This is a genomic window from Bacillus sp. MYb56, assembly GCF_002976445.1.
Taxonomy (GTDB): domain Bacteria; phylum Bacillota; class Bacilli; order Bacillales; family Bacillaceae_G; genus Bacillus_A; species Bacillus_A mycoides.
In genome coordinates this window covers 1-15,256 of the sequence record NZ_PCOH01000014.1, presented here as the reverse complement: position 1 = coordinate 15,256, position 15,256 = coordinate 1, and the positions used below count along the sequence as shown (strand labels likewise).

At 35.8% G+C, this 15,256-nt stretch carries 12 protein-coding genes, 1 other RNA gene and 1 pseudogene; 13 read left to right on the top strand and 1 reads right to left on the bottom strand.

The features are described 5' to 3' along the window. The first annotated feature begins 122 nt into the window (after positions 1–122). From CQ058_RS17290 to ssrA, 7 genes are all read left to right on the top strand, one after another. Positions 123–500: a CidA/LrgA family holin-like protein gene (locus tag CQ058_RS17290; RefSeq protein ID WP_002016064.1), complete on the top strand. Its 378-nt coding sequence runs from the start codon at positions 123–125 to the stop codon at positions 498–500. Then, entirely contained in the window at positions 497–1,189 is a 693-nt protein-coding gene (locus CQ058_RS17285) for an LrgB family protein (RefSeq protein ID WP_002129877.1), read from the top strand. The genes CQ058_RS17290 and CQ058_RS17285 overlap by 4 nt, the downstream gene beginning before the upstream one ends. Before the next feature lie 94 nt (positions 1,190–1,283). After that, complete coding sequence (gene secG, locus CQ058_RS17280; RefSeq protein WP_002016062.1) at positions 1,284–1,517, top strand: preprotein translocase subunit SecG; 234 nt, start codon at positions 1,284–1,286, stop codon at positions 1,515–1,517. Between the two features lie 161 nt (positions 1,518–1,678). Further along, on the top strand, positions 1,679–2,419 hold the full coding sequence (locus tag CQ058_RS17275) for an alpha/beta hydrolase (RefSeq protein WP_162836430.1): 741 nt from the start codon (positions 1,679–1,681) through the stop codon (positions 2,417–2,419). A gap of 222 nt (positions 2,420–2,641) precedes the next feature. Then, entirely contained in the window at positions 2,642–5,074 is a 2,433-nt protein-coding gene (gene rnr, locus CQ058_RS17270) for a ribonuclease R (RefSeq protein WP_374954487.1), read from the top strand. 338 nt (positions 5,075–5,412) lie between these two features. After that, positions 5,413–5,880 carry an SsrA-binding protein gene (gene smpB, locus CQ058_RS17255; RefSeq protein WP_002034685.1) on the top strand — a complete coding sequence of 156 codons (468 nt, stop codon included), beginning with the start codon at positions 5,413–5,415 and terminating at the stop codon, positions 5,878–5,880. 125 nt (positions 5,881–6,005) lie between these two features. Continuing rightward, positions 6,006–6,360: a transfer-messenger RNA gene (gene ssrA / locus CQ058_RS17250) on the top strand. A 296-nt stretch (positions 6,361–6,656) separates the two neighbouring features. On the opposite strand, the gene CQ058_RS17245 is transcribed toward ssrA, so the two are convergent. Then, positions 6,657–7,604: a carbohydrate binding domain-containing protein gene (locus CQ058_RS17245; protein WP_105589892.1), complete on the bottom strand. Its 948-nt coding sequence runs from the start codon at positions 7,602–7,604 to the stop codon at positions 6,657–6,659. 1,113 nt (positions 7,605–8,717) lie between these two features. Between CQ058_RS17245 and CQ058_RS17235 the strand changes: the two genes are divergently transcribed. The 6 genes and pseudogenes from CQ058_RS17235 to alo all read left to right on the top strand — a co-directional run. Next, entirely contained in the window at positions 8,718–9,395 is a 678-nt protein-coding gene (locus tag CQ058_RS17235) for a response regulator transcription factor (protein ID WP_002034688.1), read from the top strand. A 481-nt stretch (positions 9,396–9,876) separates the two neighbouring features. Beyond that, entirely contained in the window at positions 9,877–10,890 is a 1,014-nt protein-coding gene (locus CQ058_RS17230) for a siderophore ABC transporter substrate-binding protein (protein ID WP_002139176.1), read from the top strand. Between the two features lie 19 nt (positions 10,891–10,909). Continuing rightward, complete coding sequence (locus CQ058_RS17225; RefSeq protein WP_002166486.1) at positions 10,910–11,926, top strand: ABC transporter permease; 1,017 nt, start codon at positions 10,910–10,912, stop codon at positions 11,924–11,926. Continuing rightward, positions 11,923–12,987, top strand: a complete 1,065-nt coding sequence (locus tag CQ058_RS17220) for an iron chelate uptake ABC transporter family permease subunit (RefSeq protein WP_002089519.1) — start codon at positions 11,923–11,925, stop codon at positions 12,985–12,987. Before CQ058_RS17225 ends, CQ058_RS17220 begins: the two co-directional genes overlap by 4 nt. Continuing rightward, positions 12,984–13,736 carry an iron ABC transporter ATP-binding protein gene (locus tag CQ058_RS17215; protein WP_002139178.1) on the top strand — a complete coding sequence of 251 codons (753 nt, stop codon included), beginning with the start codon at positions 12,984–12,986 and terminating at the stop codon, positions 13,734–13,736. Before CQ058_RS17220 ends, CQ058_RS17215 begins: the two co-directional genes overlap by 4 nt. Positions 13,737–14,304: 568 nt before the next feature. Then, positions 14,305–15,256: pseudogene (gene alo / locus CQ058_RS17210) on the top strand (anthrolysin O/cereolysin O family cholesterol-dependent cytolysin Alo); the annotation flags it as partial.

Sequence of the window (15,256 nt, the reverse complement as noted above, 5' to 3'; positions counted from 1 at the left end):
AGTCATATCAAGGGTGTAAGCGTATAATATAGTGAGTTTTCGTTGTCGATTTGATAAATTGCAGGTTTTTACAATTTATACTATGATAAGGATATTAACAGAAGACCGTATAAACATGAGGGATGATGAACATGAAACTTACAAAGATTCTTGTCCAAATTGCTGCTCTTTATGTATTTTATATGGTTGGAAATTGGGTGCAAGAAATGTTGAATCTTCCGATTCCAGGAAGTTTGATTGGGATGTTCCTCCTACTTGTTTTGCTTAGCCTAAAAGTACTTCCAGTGAAATGGTTTGATTTAGGAGCAGAAACACTCGTTGCTATTATGCCGTTTTTATTAATTCCGCCAACGCTTGGCTTAATGAATTACGGTGCTTTTTTTATGAGTAAAGGAATTTCCCTTTTCATTACAGTTGTAGCGAGTACGTTTTTAATTATTATTGTCGCAGGACATACAGGACAATATCTTGCGAATAGAAAGGAAAAAGAGACACAATGAGCCAAATATTAATCGGAATCGGTTGGGTTCTTTTTACGGTGCTATTATATCAATTATCTAAAAAAATCTACAAATTATTTCCAACACCATTTACCATTCCAATGCTTGTTGCAACAGGATTAATGGCTTTCTTATTTATAATGCTTGATATACCATATCAAAATTATATGGAAAGTGGTGGTGGCTGGATTGCGAAGCTACTAGGACCAGGTGTTGTAGCATTTGCAATCCCGCTTTATAAACAACGTCATGTTCTGCAAAAATATGTTGTACCAATTGCTGGTGGTGTATTAGTAGGTACAACAGTTGCTATTGCAAGTGATTTTGCTATCGCCACACTTATGGGAACAGATAAAAGCTTAATTTTATCTTCTTTACCAAAATCAGTGACAATGCCAGTTGCGATGAGTGTATCTGAACAAGTTGGTGGTGTCCCGTCCTTAACAGCAGCATTCGTCGTTATCGCAGGGATTACTGGAACGATTTCAGGACCAATTTTATTAAAATGGAGCCGTGTTACAAACTCAGTTGGTAAAGGGATTGGCTTTGGATGTGCGTCTCATATTATGGGTGTTATGAGAGCGATGAAAAATAATGAGCATGAAGGTGTTATTGGATCGGTAACAATGACATTAACAGCAATTTTGACATGTTTGCTTGGACCGTTATTCGCAATGATGTTCATGTAATAGAAGAAAAGCGAGAGCGATTCTATAGCTCTCGCTTTTCTATAGGATTTATGCTACATTTAAAATAACTGAATCTTTGTAGGAGGTACGCCAAGTGCATACGTTATTATCAGTTTTACTTATTATTGTATCGATTTTAATGATTGTTATGGTACTTATGCAGTCTAGTAATAGCTCAGGCCTTTCAGGCGCTATTTCAGGTGGTGCAGAGCAATTGTTTGGTAAGCAAAAAGCACGTGGAATTGAAGCGGTATTAAACCGTGTTACAGTTGTCTTAGCTGTACTATTCTTCGTACTAACAATTGGTGTTACGTACTTAAATTTATAAAATTAAAAGAAGAAGCGTTAGCGGATTATGCTAATGGTTCTTCTTTTTTTGATTTGTTATTCAAAAAAAGTTTCTAATTAGATTATAGAATTATAAATATGGTACACTAAGAATAGAAAGAATACGACTAGATTACAGAAGAGAAAGAGGAGAAGTACATGATGAAATTAGCATCTCCGAAACCATTTACATTTGAAGGTGGAGACCGCGCTGTTTTATTATTACATGGATTCACAGGGAACTCAGCTGACGTACGCATGCTAGGGCGTTTCTTAGAGAAGAAAGGCTATACTTGTCATGCGCCAATTTATAAAGGACACGGTGTACCACCAGAAGAGCTTGTTCATACAGGCCCTGAAGACTGGTGGAAAGATGTAATGAATGCCTACCAGCATTTAAAAGATCAAGGTTACGAGAAAATAGCTGCGGTTGGATTATCATTAGGCGGAGTATTCTCATTAAAACTTGCTTATACATTACCGATTTTAGGTGTTGTACCAATGTGTGCACCGATGTACATTAAAAGTGAAGAAATTATGTACCAAGGTATATTGGCATATGCCCGCGAATATAAAAAGCGTGAGCAAAAATCACCAGAACGAATTGAGCAGGAAATGTTTGAATTTAAACAGACACCAATGAATACATTAAAAGCATTACAGGAGTTGATTCGTGACGTACGCAATAATGTTGATATGATTTATGCTCCAACATTCGTTGTACAAGCACGTCATGATGAGATGATTAATACAGATAGTGCTAACATTATTTATAACGGTGTAGAATCTACGTTAAAAGACATTAAATGGTATGAAGACTCTACGCATGTCATTACACTTGATAAAGAACGTGATGTGCTACATGAGGATGTATATAACTTCTTGGAGCAACTAGATTGGTAAGGTCTAGTTGTCTCTTTTTTTCATAAGGGAATTTTTATCCCGCTATTTGTGGGCTAATAATCAGTGGGGACGGACAAAAAACCACTGGTTAAAGTTACACTTTATGAAAGCTGTAAAAAATCATTGGGAGATGATTAAAGTTTCACTTTATACATCCCCCATCTTTCGGATACACTAAATAATATAAGGGTTTAAAGGAGGTATTTCTGCTTGGAAGAAATCATGCAAGAACATATTGATAAGTTGTTATTATTTATGAGGGAAGAAGCGTATAAACCGTTAACGATACAAGAATTAGAATCGGCATTTGGAATCGAAGGCTCTGAGGGCTTTAAAGATTTCGTAAAGGCACTTGTAATGATGGAAGAGAAGGGGCTTGTTATCCGCACACGTAGTAACCGCTACGGTCTTCCAGAAAAAATGAATTTAGTACGCGGTAAATTAATTGGGCACGCACGTGGTTTTGCGTTCGTCGTTCCAGAAGAGAAGAAAACAGGAGATGATGATCTTTTCATCCCGCCGACAGAATTAAATGGTGCACTTCATGGTGATACAGTATTAGCACGTGTTAGCGCACAATCAAGTGGATCACGCCAAGAAGGCGCGATTGTTCGTATTTTAGAGCGTGGAACGAAGGAATTAGTTGGTACATATACAGAGTCAAAGAACTTTGGATTTGTTATACCTGATAATAAACGCTGGACAAGTGACATTTTTATCTTGAAAAGTGCATCTATGGGCGCTGTAGAAGGTCATAAAGTAGTTGTGAAAATTACGGGTTACCCAGAGAACCGTTTAAGTGCAGAAGGTGAAGTTATTCAAATTCTAGGTCATAAAAATGACCCAGGAGTAGATATTTTATCTGTCATTCATAAACATCATTTACCTTTAGCATTCCCTGAAGAAGTGATGGAGCATGCAAACAGTGTACCAGAAACGATTTCAGAAGAAGATATAAAAGATCGTCGTGATTTACGTGATCAAATGATTGTTACAATTGATGGTGCGGATGCGAAAGACTTAGATGACGCTGTTACAGTAACGAAGCTTGAGAACGGTAACTATAAGCTTGGCGTTCATATTGCGGATGTAAGTCATTACGTTCAAGAAGGTTCTCCAATTGATGTTGAAGCAGCAGAGAGAGCAACGAGTGTATATCTTGTAGACCGTGTAATTCCGATGATTCCGCATCGTTTATCAAACGGTATTTGTTCATTAAATCCGAAAGTAGACCGTCTGACACTATCTTGTGAAATGGAAATCAACAATCTAGGTGATGTTGTAAAACACGAGATTTTCCAAAGTGTAATTAAAACGACAGAGCGTATGACGTATGCTGACGTAAGAAGCATTTTAGAAGATGAAGACGAAGCACTAATTGAACGTTACGAGCCGCTAGTACCAATGTTTAAAGAAATGGGGCAGTTAGCACAAATTTTACGTGAAAAACGTATGCGCCGTGGTGCGATTGACTTTGACTTTAAAGAAGCGAAAGTACTAGTAGATGAAGAAGGAAAACCGACTGATGTTGTAATGCGTGATCGTTCTGTATCAGAGAAGTTAATTGAAGAGTTTATGCTTGTTGCGAACGAAACAGTAGCGGAGCATTTCCACTGGATGAACGTACCGTTTATGTACCGTGTCCATGAAGATCCGAAAGAAGATAAGCTTGAGCGTTTCTTCGAGTTTGTAACAAACTTCGGATATGCAGTAAAGGGACGTGCGAATGAAATACACCCTCGTGCATTGCAGCAAATTCTTGAAATGGTTCAAGGTCAGCCGGAAGAAATAGTCATTTCAACAGTTATGCTTCGTTCTATGAAGCAAGCACGTTACGATTCGAACAGCTTAGGACATTTTGGTTTATCAACTGAGTTCTACACGCATTTCACATCGCCAATTCGTCGTTACCCAGATACGATTGTTCATAGATTGATTCGTGAATACATCATTAATGGTAAAGTAGACAACGAAACGCAAGCGAAATGGCGTGAAAACTTACCTGAGATTGCAGAGCACTCTTCTAATATGGAACGCCGTGCTGTTGAAGCAGAGCGTGAAACAGACGAAATGAAAAAAGCAGAGTATATGGTCGATAAGATCGGTGAAGAGTATGACGGTATGATTAGCTCTGTAACAAACTTCGGTTTATTCGTAGAGCTTCCAAATACAATTGAAGGTCTTGTACACGTTAGCTATTTAACAGATGATTACTACCGTTATGACGAAAAACATTTTGCGATGATCGGAGAACGTACAGGTAACGTATTCCGCATCGGTGACGAAATTACAATTCGTGTTATTAACGTAAATAAAGACGAGCGTGCAATCGACTTTGAAATCGTTGGCATGAAAGGCACACCTCGTCGTAAGTTCAAAGATCGTCCAGTTGTGATTGAACAGCCAAGAACAGGCAGAAAGAAACGCGGTGGACGTAGCGAACGTAGTAATGAGCGCGGTGGTGAACGCGGCACAGGAAGAAAGTTTGATCGTGGTGGACAAGGAAAAGGAAAAGCATCAGCATCTGCATCCACATCCGCTAGTCAGCCAGGGAAAAAAGATGGTAATAGTAATAGTAATGGTAATGGTAAGAAGAAAAAAGGATTCTTTGAAAATGTACCAGGATTCAAGAAGAAAAAGAAAAAGCGCAAGTAAGAAAAGAGTGGCTTCGCCTCACATTCTGAGCGAGCCACTTTCGCTTTTTGTTGAATCCAGCTACAGTGGCTAGAATGTTTGGTGGCTTCGCTTCTTCCCAGGAGGCAAAGAGCGCCTCAAGGTCAGAAGCTCCATCCACCTCACATTCTGAGCGAGCCACTTTCGCTTTTTGTTGGAATCCAGCTACAGTGGCTAGAATCTATTGGCCATTTCGCGCCCTCGGACGAAGCAAAAAGCGCTTCTCTGTCGGGAGCTCCAATGTCCAAAGATTCTGAGCGAGCCACTTTCGCTTTTGGTTTACATTTGTTACAATGGTAAAAATAGAGGAGGGACGTTATATGCCAAAAGGTACAGGTAAGGTTATTGCGCAAAATAAAAAAGCATTTCATGATTATTTCATCGAAGAAACATACGAAGTAGGGCTTGTCCTTCAAGGAACGGAAATTAAGTCGATTCGCGCTGGACGCGTGAACTTGAAAGATGCGTTTGCACGTATACATAACGGTGAAGTATGGGTTCATAATATGCATATTAATACATATGAACAAGGGAATCGTTTCAATCACGATCCGCTACGTACAAGGAAGTTACTTCTTCATAAAAAAGAAATTGATAAGCTAGCAGGTTACGCAAAAGAAACAGGATATGCATTAGTTCCAGTTAGAATCTATTTGAAAAATGGATTTGCGAAAATGGCACTTGGTTTAGCAAAAGGTAAGAAGCAATATGATAAGCGTCACGATTTAAAAGAGAAAGAAGCTAAACGTGAAATTGCACGCGTGTTCCGTGATCGTCAAAAGATGTAATACAGATATTTACATTTGTAAAACGGCGCGCGTATGATATAATAACTTATGTAAGATTGTTGCACATTGAAAAACAGCTCTTAGTAGCTATCACGATATTTCTTCGTATGCTCCATTTTTATCATGGGGACGTTACGGATTCGACAGGGATAGTTCGAGCTTAGGTTGCGAGTCGAGGGGATCGGCCTCGTTAAAACGTCAAAGCCTATAATTGGCAAACAAAACAATCTTTCTTTAGCTGCTTAATTGCACTAAAGGTTCCTCCCTCCATCGTCCATGTGGTAGGGTAAGGGACTCAAACTAAGTGGACTACGCCGGAGTTCGCCGTCTGAGGGCGAAGGAAGAGAACAATCAGACTAGCAACTTGGAAGCCTGTCGATAGGCCGAAGAGTTCGCGAAATGCTAATATATCGACTACACTCGTAGAAGCTTAAGTGCCGATATTTTTGGACGTGGGTTCGACTCCCACCGTCTCCACCAATACATATTTGGTGGTTTTTTTATTTTGTATATAACAAGAAGCATAAGATGGCTGTTTTGGTCAACTTATGCTTCTTTTAGTTTACGGCCAACTTGTGCTTCCAGGATTTGAAGAATATTTTTAATGTCGCCTTTAAATAAAGTCGCGACTTTTAGGGATAGCATCACATTGCCATCAGTTTAAGAAATTCATTGTTCCTCAAAATGAAAAACGCGCTGACTTCCCATAAATAAATGCATAAAGAACAAACTTCGTTTTGGATACATTTCAAAGTCTCAAGTCGATAGGCATATGGCTACTTTTCAACTAGTACGATATCATCAAGATAGGCATGAAGATATTCATTATCATCGCCTGGTAATACGGAATCAGTAAAAATATTGATTTCTGGACTTGGAGAACTATAATTTCGAGTAGTAAATTCGAACGATTTTTGTTCATACTGTGAGGAAGTAAATCCAAAGCCGTTTGTTTTTATTACATCAGGCCCCCCTACTGATACGTATATATTTCTACCAGGAGTAGTTACTTTTCCAGATGCGGACAGTATGTATGTAGTATTAGGCTTCAAAGTTACGCGCCCCCTAAATCCACCGCCATATCCACTTAAATGAATTCCTTTAGAATTATTTACTCCTGCATGCTCTTCAATATTGTAATTTATATAGCCCTCAAGTTTAAAAGGTTCTAAACTTGAATTGTAGTCAAAATCAATATTAAAAATATAAGATTTTTCCTTTTCCTTTAATTGTACATTATCAAACTTAACCCTCCCATTTGCTGTAGAAGCAAGTTTGACAGCAAAGTTTGACACATCCTCCCCTGTTTTAAACTTTATCTCATGATGTTCCGGCTTAAATCCTGTATACTGCTTCTTTGTTAATGGAACGATTTCTTGATTGGCATTCAGATTACCTACTGTTACTTCTGATGGGGAAACTATACTTCCCGCTATATCAAATGTTAATGTATATTCTGTATTCGGTTTTACAGTAACAAGTTGATAGGCTGTGTCTGCATGTATTAATTTGAGATAATGATTGCCGGGTTCAGAAGTGCCGATATTCTCGGTAGAAGAATTAGGGTTAGATAAAATCCAGTTATTTAGCCCATCCTCAAAGTCTCCATTCCTAACTTGTTCATTTGCAGATGAACTATCTGCTGATACAATACCTGAAAAACCTATACTGGCACTTAATACAATTGCTGTAGAAAATACTCCTATACCGACTTTTTTAAACAATTTCTTCATCTCCTTTGGTCAGATTAAACTTTATTTTTTTCATACTTTCTATATATATTTGGATAAACCTTCCAAAGAACAACTTTATTTATAAGTGATTTATAGGTTATTTTCAATTGAAAGATCTTCAACATATACAAGGCCACTTTGCTCAAATTGAACGGGTAAAGAAATCATATCAAGAGAGCATAGTGACCTATTAACTAACGAAAGCGTCAGTTCCACTTGCTCGTATATTAAGGTTATTAGTATCAATTTAACCAAATATTATTCCAAAGCTACATTAATAAAACACACGGCCAGCTTATGGGTAAAGTGACATTTATTTTATACTCTTATCATTACAATAAGAATCTCTTTCCACAATGCTAGGAACATTTGATTGAACTTCGTTTTTTCTGCATGAGCAAAAATGCTTACCCTACTTAACAATGAATTAGCCAAAATAGAAGTAGCGACTAACTTTTGTTATACCCAAAATATCTATCTCATAATTTTTATTCGAGAGATAAATAATAGAATGTTCTAGTATTTCGAAGTGCACGATAAACAGCAAAAGCATAAATATACTATTCTTTTTTTGTTTATCAGAATTAATAGCCCTATAAAGAGAAGTTTGTGAAACTCCTGTTTTTTGAATAATTCCTTTTATTGAATACTTATTGCTATAATACAATTGAAATCTTCTCCTTTTCTAATGGTGGTCTCCCTAATTTCGTCCCTTTTTTTCACTTTGTTTCAGACTCTTTTTTATCCTCTTCCCAACCAATTTATTTTCTAGATTTAAAACAATAGAAAGAATACAGTTTTTTTGTTTTGTGGTTTTATAAAATGCTTAAGTTGAGGACGGTACCCTTGAAACAGAAACTGAATGAATAGTTATTGATAATAAGCAACTAGATAATATAGTTGCTCTTAATGATTAAATAATATGTATTTAAATCTTCATATATTTTGTGTTTTCATCCATATCTATTGTAAGATTATATATAGTTCTCCTAATAAGCTGTTATAACGGCTTTTTTAGGGATTTAATATTTATAGATCTTAAATTATTTTTTTGGGATAACTTTTTATCCAACTAAGTTATATTGAAGTAGAGGTGAACCATCGGTGAAGCAGGTGTTAGTAATTAAGAATGAACGGTCTTTTGCAAAGAAAATCGTAAGCGGTCTAACGCAAGAGGGCTATTTCATTTTAAAACTTCACAATGAAAACCAAGGTTTAAATATAGTATATGAACAAGATTGGGATATTATCATATTGGATTGGGATTCGTTAAGTATATCGGGGCCAGAAATTTGTAGACAAATACGACTTGTTAAAACGACACCGATAATTATTGTGACCGACAATATTTCTAGCAAGGATTGTATAGCAGGGCTACAAGCAGGAGCAGATGATTATATTAGAAAACCATTTGTGAAAGAAGAATTAGTAGCGAGGGTTCAAGCTATTTTAAGGAGAAGTGACTGTATCCAGCAAAATGAGACAAACTTTTTTCAGTTTAAAGATCTCTTTGTTGATGCATCTAGCAATATTGTGAAAAAAGGTGGTAAAAATCTCACGCTTACTAAGCGCGAGTACGATTTACTTGTATTTTTAATCAAGAATAAAAACACAATATTGAGCCGTGAAATGCTTTTGAACCAGGTTTGGGGATATAACGTAGTAGTCAATCCCAATGTAGTGGATTTATATATTGGGTATGTAAGAAAAAAATTAAAGTGCGAGAAGAGAGATAGATATATTCAAACGATACATGGCAGGGGCTATTCAATGATTGAATGATAAAATAAGATAATAGGTAAAGTACAATTTGTCATAATAGAAAAAACGAGTAAAACTATTTCATACAGTTTTACTCGTTTTTTCTATTAAACCTGATAATCAAATAGTTTCTGTGAAATATTAAAAGACGGAAACTATAAAAAGAAGATTGCTACCAGGCAATGGATTATGAAAAAATTAGCTATTCATGGGCATTTTTTTTGCAGTAGAAATCATGGTTTATAAGGTGCCCAATCTATTGATTAGTACGTGTGGGGGATGACTCTGGTGCGCATTAGATGAGACTGTATCTAATGTATGTTTAATTTTATTAACTCACACCATTCACAAGATTTTCACATAATTAATGACTATACTTATTAACAGGATGTTCAAATGAAAATGATTATCAATAGCAATTTAGATGCATAAAGGTTACTATCTAATTTAATCTATGGACGTTATCATTTTCGAACTAAATTACATTATAAGGAGTATACGTATGAAAAAAACTATGCTTTTAAAATTAGTAAGTATTTTAGCAATTTTCACTTTAATGTTAGTGGCTTGCTCAGATTCAAGTAAGGAAACTTCGAAAGCTAATAAAGGTGATAGTAGTGATAAGCCAAAAACAGTTGAAATCACTGATGCACATGGAACTGTTAAAGTCCCTGTAAATCCAAAAAATGTAGTTGCTTTGGATAATAGAACTTTTGAAACTTTAGCTGATTGGGGAATTAAATTAGCGGCTGCTCCAAAGGATGTAATGCCTGCAGATTCAGCATATGTAAAGGATAGTAAAGTTCAAAATATTGGAAATCACCGCGAACCAAATCTTGAAATTATTGCAGCGGCAAACCCTGAACTTGTAATCGTTGGTCAAAGATTTGCTGGCCATTACGAAGAAATCAAAAAATTAGTGCCAAATGCGGCTGTTATTGATCTTAATGTTGATGTTTCTGAGAAAGCTACTAAGCCTGGAGAAAACTTAGTAAAAGGACTTAAAGATTCTACAATTTCTCTAGGAAAAATCTTTGATAAAGATAAAGAAGCTAAAAAATTAGTAGCTGATTTTGATAAATCTATTGAAAATGTAAAATCTGCTTATAATGGAAAAGATAAAGTTATGAGTGTTATCGTTACTGGTGGGAATATTGGTTTTGCTGCTCCTCACTCTGGTCGCGTTTGGGGACCAATGTATGAGATTTTCGGTTGGACTCCAGCACTAGAAGTGTCTAATTCTACTGCAGGTCATAAAGGTGATGACGTTTCTGTTGAAGCTATTGCACAAACAAATCCTGATTGGCTTTTCGTATTAGATCGTGATGCTGCAACATCTGATGCTGCTACTTCAGCTCCTGCTCAAGATGTTATTTCTAAATCACCTGCTCTTCAAAACACAACTGCTGTTTCTAAAAAACAAATTGTTTATGCACCAGCAGATACTTACACAAATGAATCAATTGAGACTTATATAGAGTTATTTGGAAATATCGCAAAAACTTTAGCTAAGTAGTGTAAAGGAGTACGAAACAGTGTCAAAAAATATGATTTCTAGGGTTGAGAATATTTCTCAACCCCAGTTTTATAATCACAATAAAATATGGACAAAACCTTTTATAATAGCGATTATAGTTGTTATAATTTTAGGGATTATATCACTGTTTACTGGAGTTTATGATATACGTGGACAAGAGGACGGAATGGAGATGTTTTTCATAACTCGTGTTCCGAGAACAGTTGCATTAATGCTTACTGGAGCTGCAATGGCGATGGCAGGGCTCGTAATGCAACTAATTACACAGAATCGTTTTGTTGAACCTACTACAACGGGGACTATTGAATGGTCAGGCTTAGGCCTGCTTTTTGTATATTTATTATTTCCTGCCCCGACGTTAGTTCAAAGAATGACTGGTGCAATCATTTTTTCTTTTATAGGAACTATGATTTTCTTTCTATTTTTAAGAAGAGTTAAACTTCGTTCGTCTTTAATTGTCCCGATTATTGGATTGATGCTTGGAGCAGTTATTTCTGCAGTGTCTACTTTTTTGGGACTCCTTTTTCAAATGACGCAAAGTATTGAAACTTGGTTCGTAGGTTCATTTGCTACCGTTCAGGTGGGAAGATATGAATATTTATGGCTGATTGTTATCGTTACTTTGCTTATTTTTATGTATGCTAATAGATTGACTTTAGCTGGACTAGGAGAAGATGTCGCAACAAGCCTTGGAGTTAATTACAATAGAATTGTTCTTTTTGGGACTGGCCTTATCTCTGTTGCAGTTGGAATTGTTGCAGCTGTTATTGGAAACTTACCTTTCTTGGGATTAATTGTTCCAAACATTGTTTCAATGTTTAGGGGAGATGATCTTAGGAGTAATTTACCTTGGGTATGTGTGATCGGAATGGGGACAATAACTGCCTGTGACATCATTTCTCGAACAATTATAAAGCCTTTTGAAGTACCTGTTTCTTTAATACTTGCAACAGTGGGAGCAGTCGTATTTATTACTATTTTATTGAGAAAAAGAAAACCAAGGAGGCTGCGATGATCACATTAGACTATAGAAATAAAGAAAATGTCGAAATCGATTCTAGCCTTCATAATGAAAGTAGATCAGCTAGCGCTTTTCGTTCTAAGAAGGAAGCAAGACGTTATTGGATTGTACTGATAACATTGATCGCTTTAGGTCTCCTTTCTTCATATGGACTTTTAGTTTATAACAATCCAGTTCCGATAGATTCACCTTCTTTTATCCCAGTTGTTAAGAGAAGGATAATAGCCATTGTTGCGATGATTATTGCTGCAGTTTGCCATAGCTTGTCGACAGTTGCTTTCCAATCTATTACGAACAATAAGATTATTACTCCTTCGCTTTTAGGTTTCGAATCACTTTATTCAGCAATTCATACGAGTACAATATTCTTCTTTGGTGCTAGTGCATTAATAAACTTTAATGGAATTGGATCGTTTGTATTCCAAGTTGTTGTTATGGTCTTCATGAGTTTGATACTTTATGGATGGTTACTTTCCGGTAAATACGGGAATTTACAACTTATGCTTTTAGTTGGAATTATTATTGGTACCGGACTAAATTCTGTGTCAACTTTTATGAGAAAGCTACTTGCGCCTTCAGAGTTTGATATTTTACAAGCGAAATTATTTGGTTCTGTTAATCACGCAGATCCTGCATATTTTCCTATTGTAATTCCTATGATCATAATTGTAGCAGTATTAATTTTTGCACATTCTAAGAATTTGAATGTTTTGTCACTAGGAAAGGATGTTGCTACTTCTTTTGGAGTTAAATATCAACCTAGTGTAATTTATACGCTTGTATTAGTTGCTATTTTGATGTCCATTTCAACAGCTCTAATTGGGCCACTTACTTTCTACGGCTTTTTAGTAGCAACTTTGAGTTATCAGGCGGCGTCAACTTATGATCATAGATATATTTTTCCAATGGCTTTTGCAATAGGATTTTTGATAATGACGAGTGCATACTTTTTAATGTATCATGTATTCCATGCTCAAGGTGTAGTTTCAGTTATTATTGAATTATTTGGTGGAATAATATTCTTAACTATAGTTTTAAGGAAGAGGGCTTTATGATAAAAATTGATAATGTTAAAAAGTTCTATACTGATAAGGTGAAAATAGGACCTTTGGATATTGAAATACCAAAAGCGGGCTTTACTTCTTTAATTGGACCAAATGGCGCTGGAAAGTCAACGACACTATTGATGATTGGAAGACTTTTAGATATGGATGAAGGTCAAATTCAGGTAGCAAATATGGATGTTTCTGAATCCAAATCAAAAGACTTAGCAAAAGTTTTGACTATATTGCGACAAGAGAATCATTTTGTAACTAGGCTTACTGTTAGACAATTAGTTGGATTTGGGCGCTTTCCTTATTCAAAGGGAAGATTAACTAAAGAGGATGAAGCTATTATTTCTAAATATATCGATTTTCTAGATTTAACTAATTTAGAGAATAGATATTTAGATGAGCTTTCTGGTGGTCAAAGACAAAGGGCATATGTAGCGATGGTATTGTGCCAAGAGACTGAATATGTACTTTTGGACGAGCCTCTGAACAACCTTGATGTTGCTCGTTCTGTTCAAATGATGGAGCATTTGAGACGTGCAGCTAATGAATTTGGAAGAACAATTTTGACTGTTATGCATGACATAAATTTTGCAGCCAAATATTCGGATAAAATTTGTGCTATGAAGGATGGACAAATTGCTGCTTTTGGAACAGTAGAAGAGGTTATGGACCCGGAAATTTTGACAGATATTTTTGAAACAAAAATAGAAATTATCAATGGTCCTTATGGGCCAATTGCTGTTTATTAGTTCCAAAGTGTAAAAAATGAGTATGTCAAAAAAATACTGTAGCTTGCGTAAATCATGCCAGCTACTCTAGTTGAAGTTGCTGTCTGTATTTTATAGGCAGCAGCTTTTTTTAATGCGGTTGCCCATGATAACTCTTAATATTTCTGGCTGCTCGTAACAGTCCTGCATGTATTTCATTACTTCAGGTCCTGCGATGCTTCCAACAATAAACTTGTAAATTACTCATGAAATGCAAAGAAAGCTTCGTATTTTCAAGTATTTACCAAACGTAAAATTTATCTCTGTATAACTTTTTATAAGAATTCAGCTTGTTTTTTTTGTATGTAATATTGCATATAAGAGTGTATTGATAAAAGTGTAAGGGGTCACTATAATGAGGGCATAAAGATAAATCACATTTTCGTAGCAATAAAAAAGGAGGAAATAATATGGAAATCGCAATGGCAGTTTTGAAATTTGTAGGTGGCGTAATCCCGTTAATTCAAGAACTTTTGAAAGCATTTATGTAGGTTTATTAGTTAGCTATCATTTATCAATCATTATCATATCTTACTAAAAAAAGAACGGGGTGATTTTTCTGAATATTAAGAAAAACACTAAGAGAAGAAAGTTCCTTGCGTGTTTATTAGTTAGTCTATGCACTATTAATTATTCATCTATTTCCTTCGCAGAAACACAAGCAAGTAATACAACTGATGTAACCAAAAATGCTAGTGGCATTGATACTGGTATAGCAAATCTTAAATATAATAATCAAGAGGTTTTAGCTGTAAATGGTGATAAGGTAGAGAGTTTTGTTCCGAAAGAAAGTATCAATTCAAATGGTAAATTTGTAGTAGTGGAACGCGAGAAAAAATCACTTACAACTTCACCGGTGGATATTTCAATTATTGATTCTGTGGCTAATCGTACTTATCCAGGAGCAGTACAACTTGCAAATAAAGCTTTTGCAGACAATCAACCTAGTTTATTAGTGGCTAAGAGAAAGCCTTTGAATATTAGTATAGACTTACCTGGCATGAGAAAAGAAAATACAATTACTGTCCAAAATCCGACATATGGTAATGTGGCTGGAGCAGTGGATGATTTAGTATCTACTTGGAATGAAAAGTATTCTAAAACACATACGTTACCTGCAAGAATGCAGTATACAGAATCTATGGTTTATAGTAAATCACAAATCGCAAGTGCCCTTAACGTTAACGCTAAATATCTTGATAACAGTCTAAACATTGATTTTAATGCGGTTGCAAATGGAGAGAAAAAAGTGATGGTAGCGGCATATAAGCAAATATTTTATACCGTAAGTGCTGAACTACCTAACAATCCATCCGATCTTTTTGATAATAGTGTTACTTTTGGTGAGTTAACTCGTAAAGGTGTAAGTAATTCGGCTCCACCTGTTATGGTCTCAAATGTAGCTTATGGTAGAACTGTTTATGTAAAATTAGAAACAACATCTAAGAGCAAAGATGTACAAGCTGCCTTTAAAGCCTTAATTAAGGGGCAAGGCGTTGAAG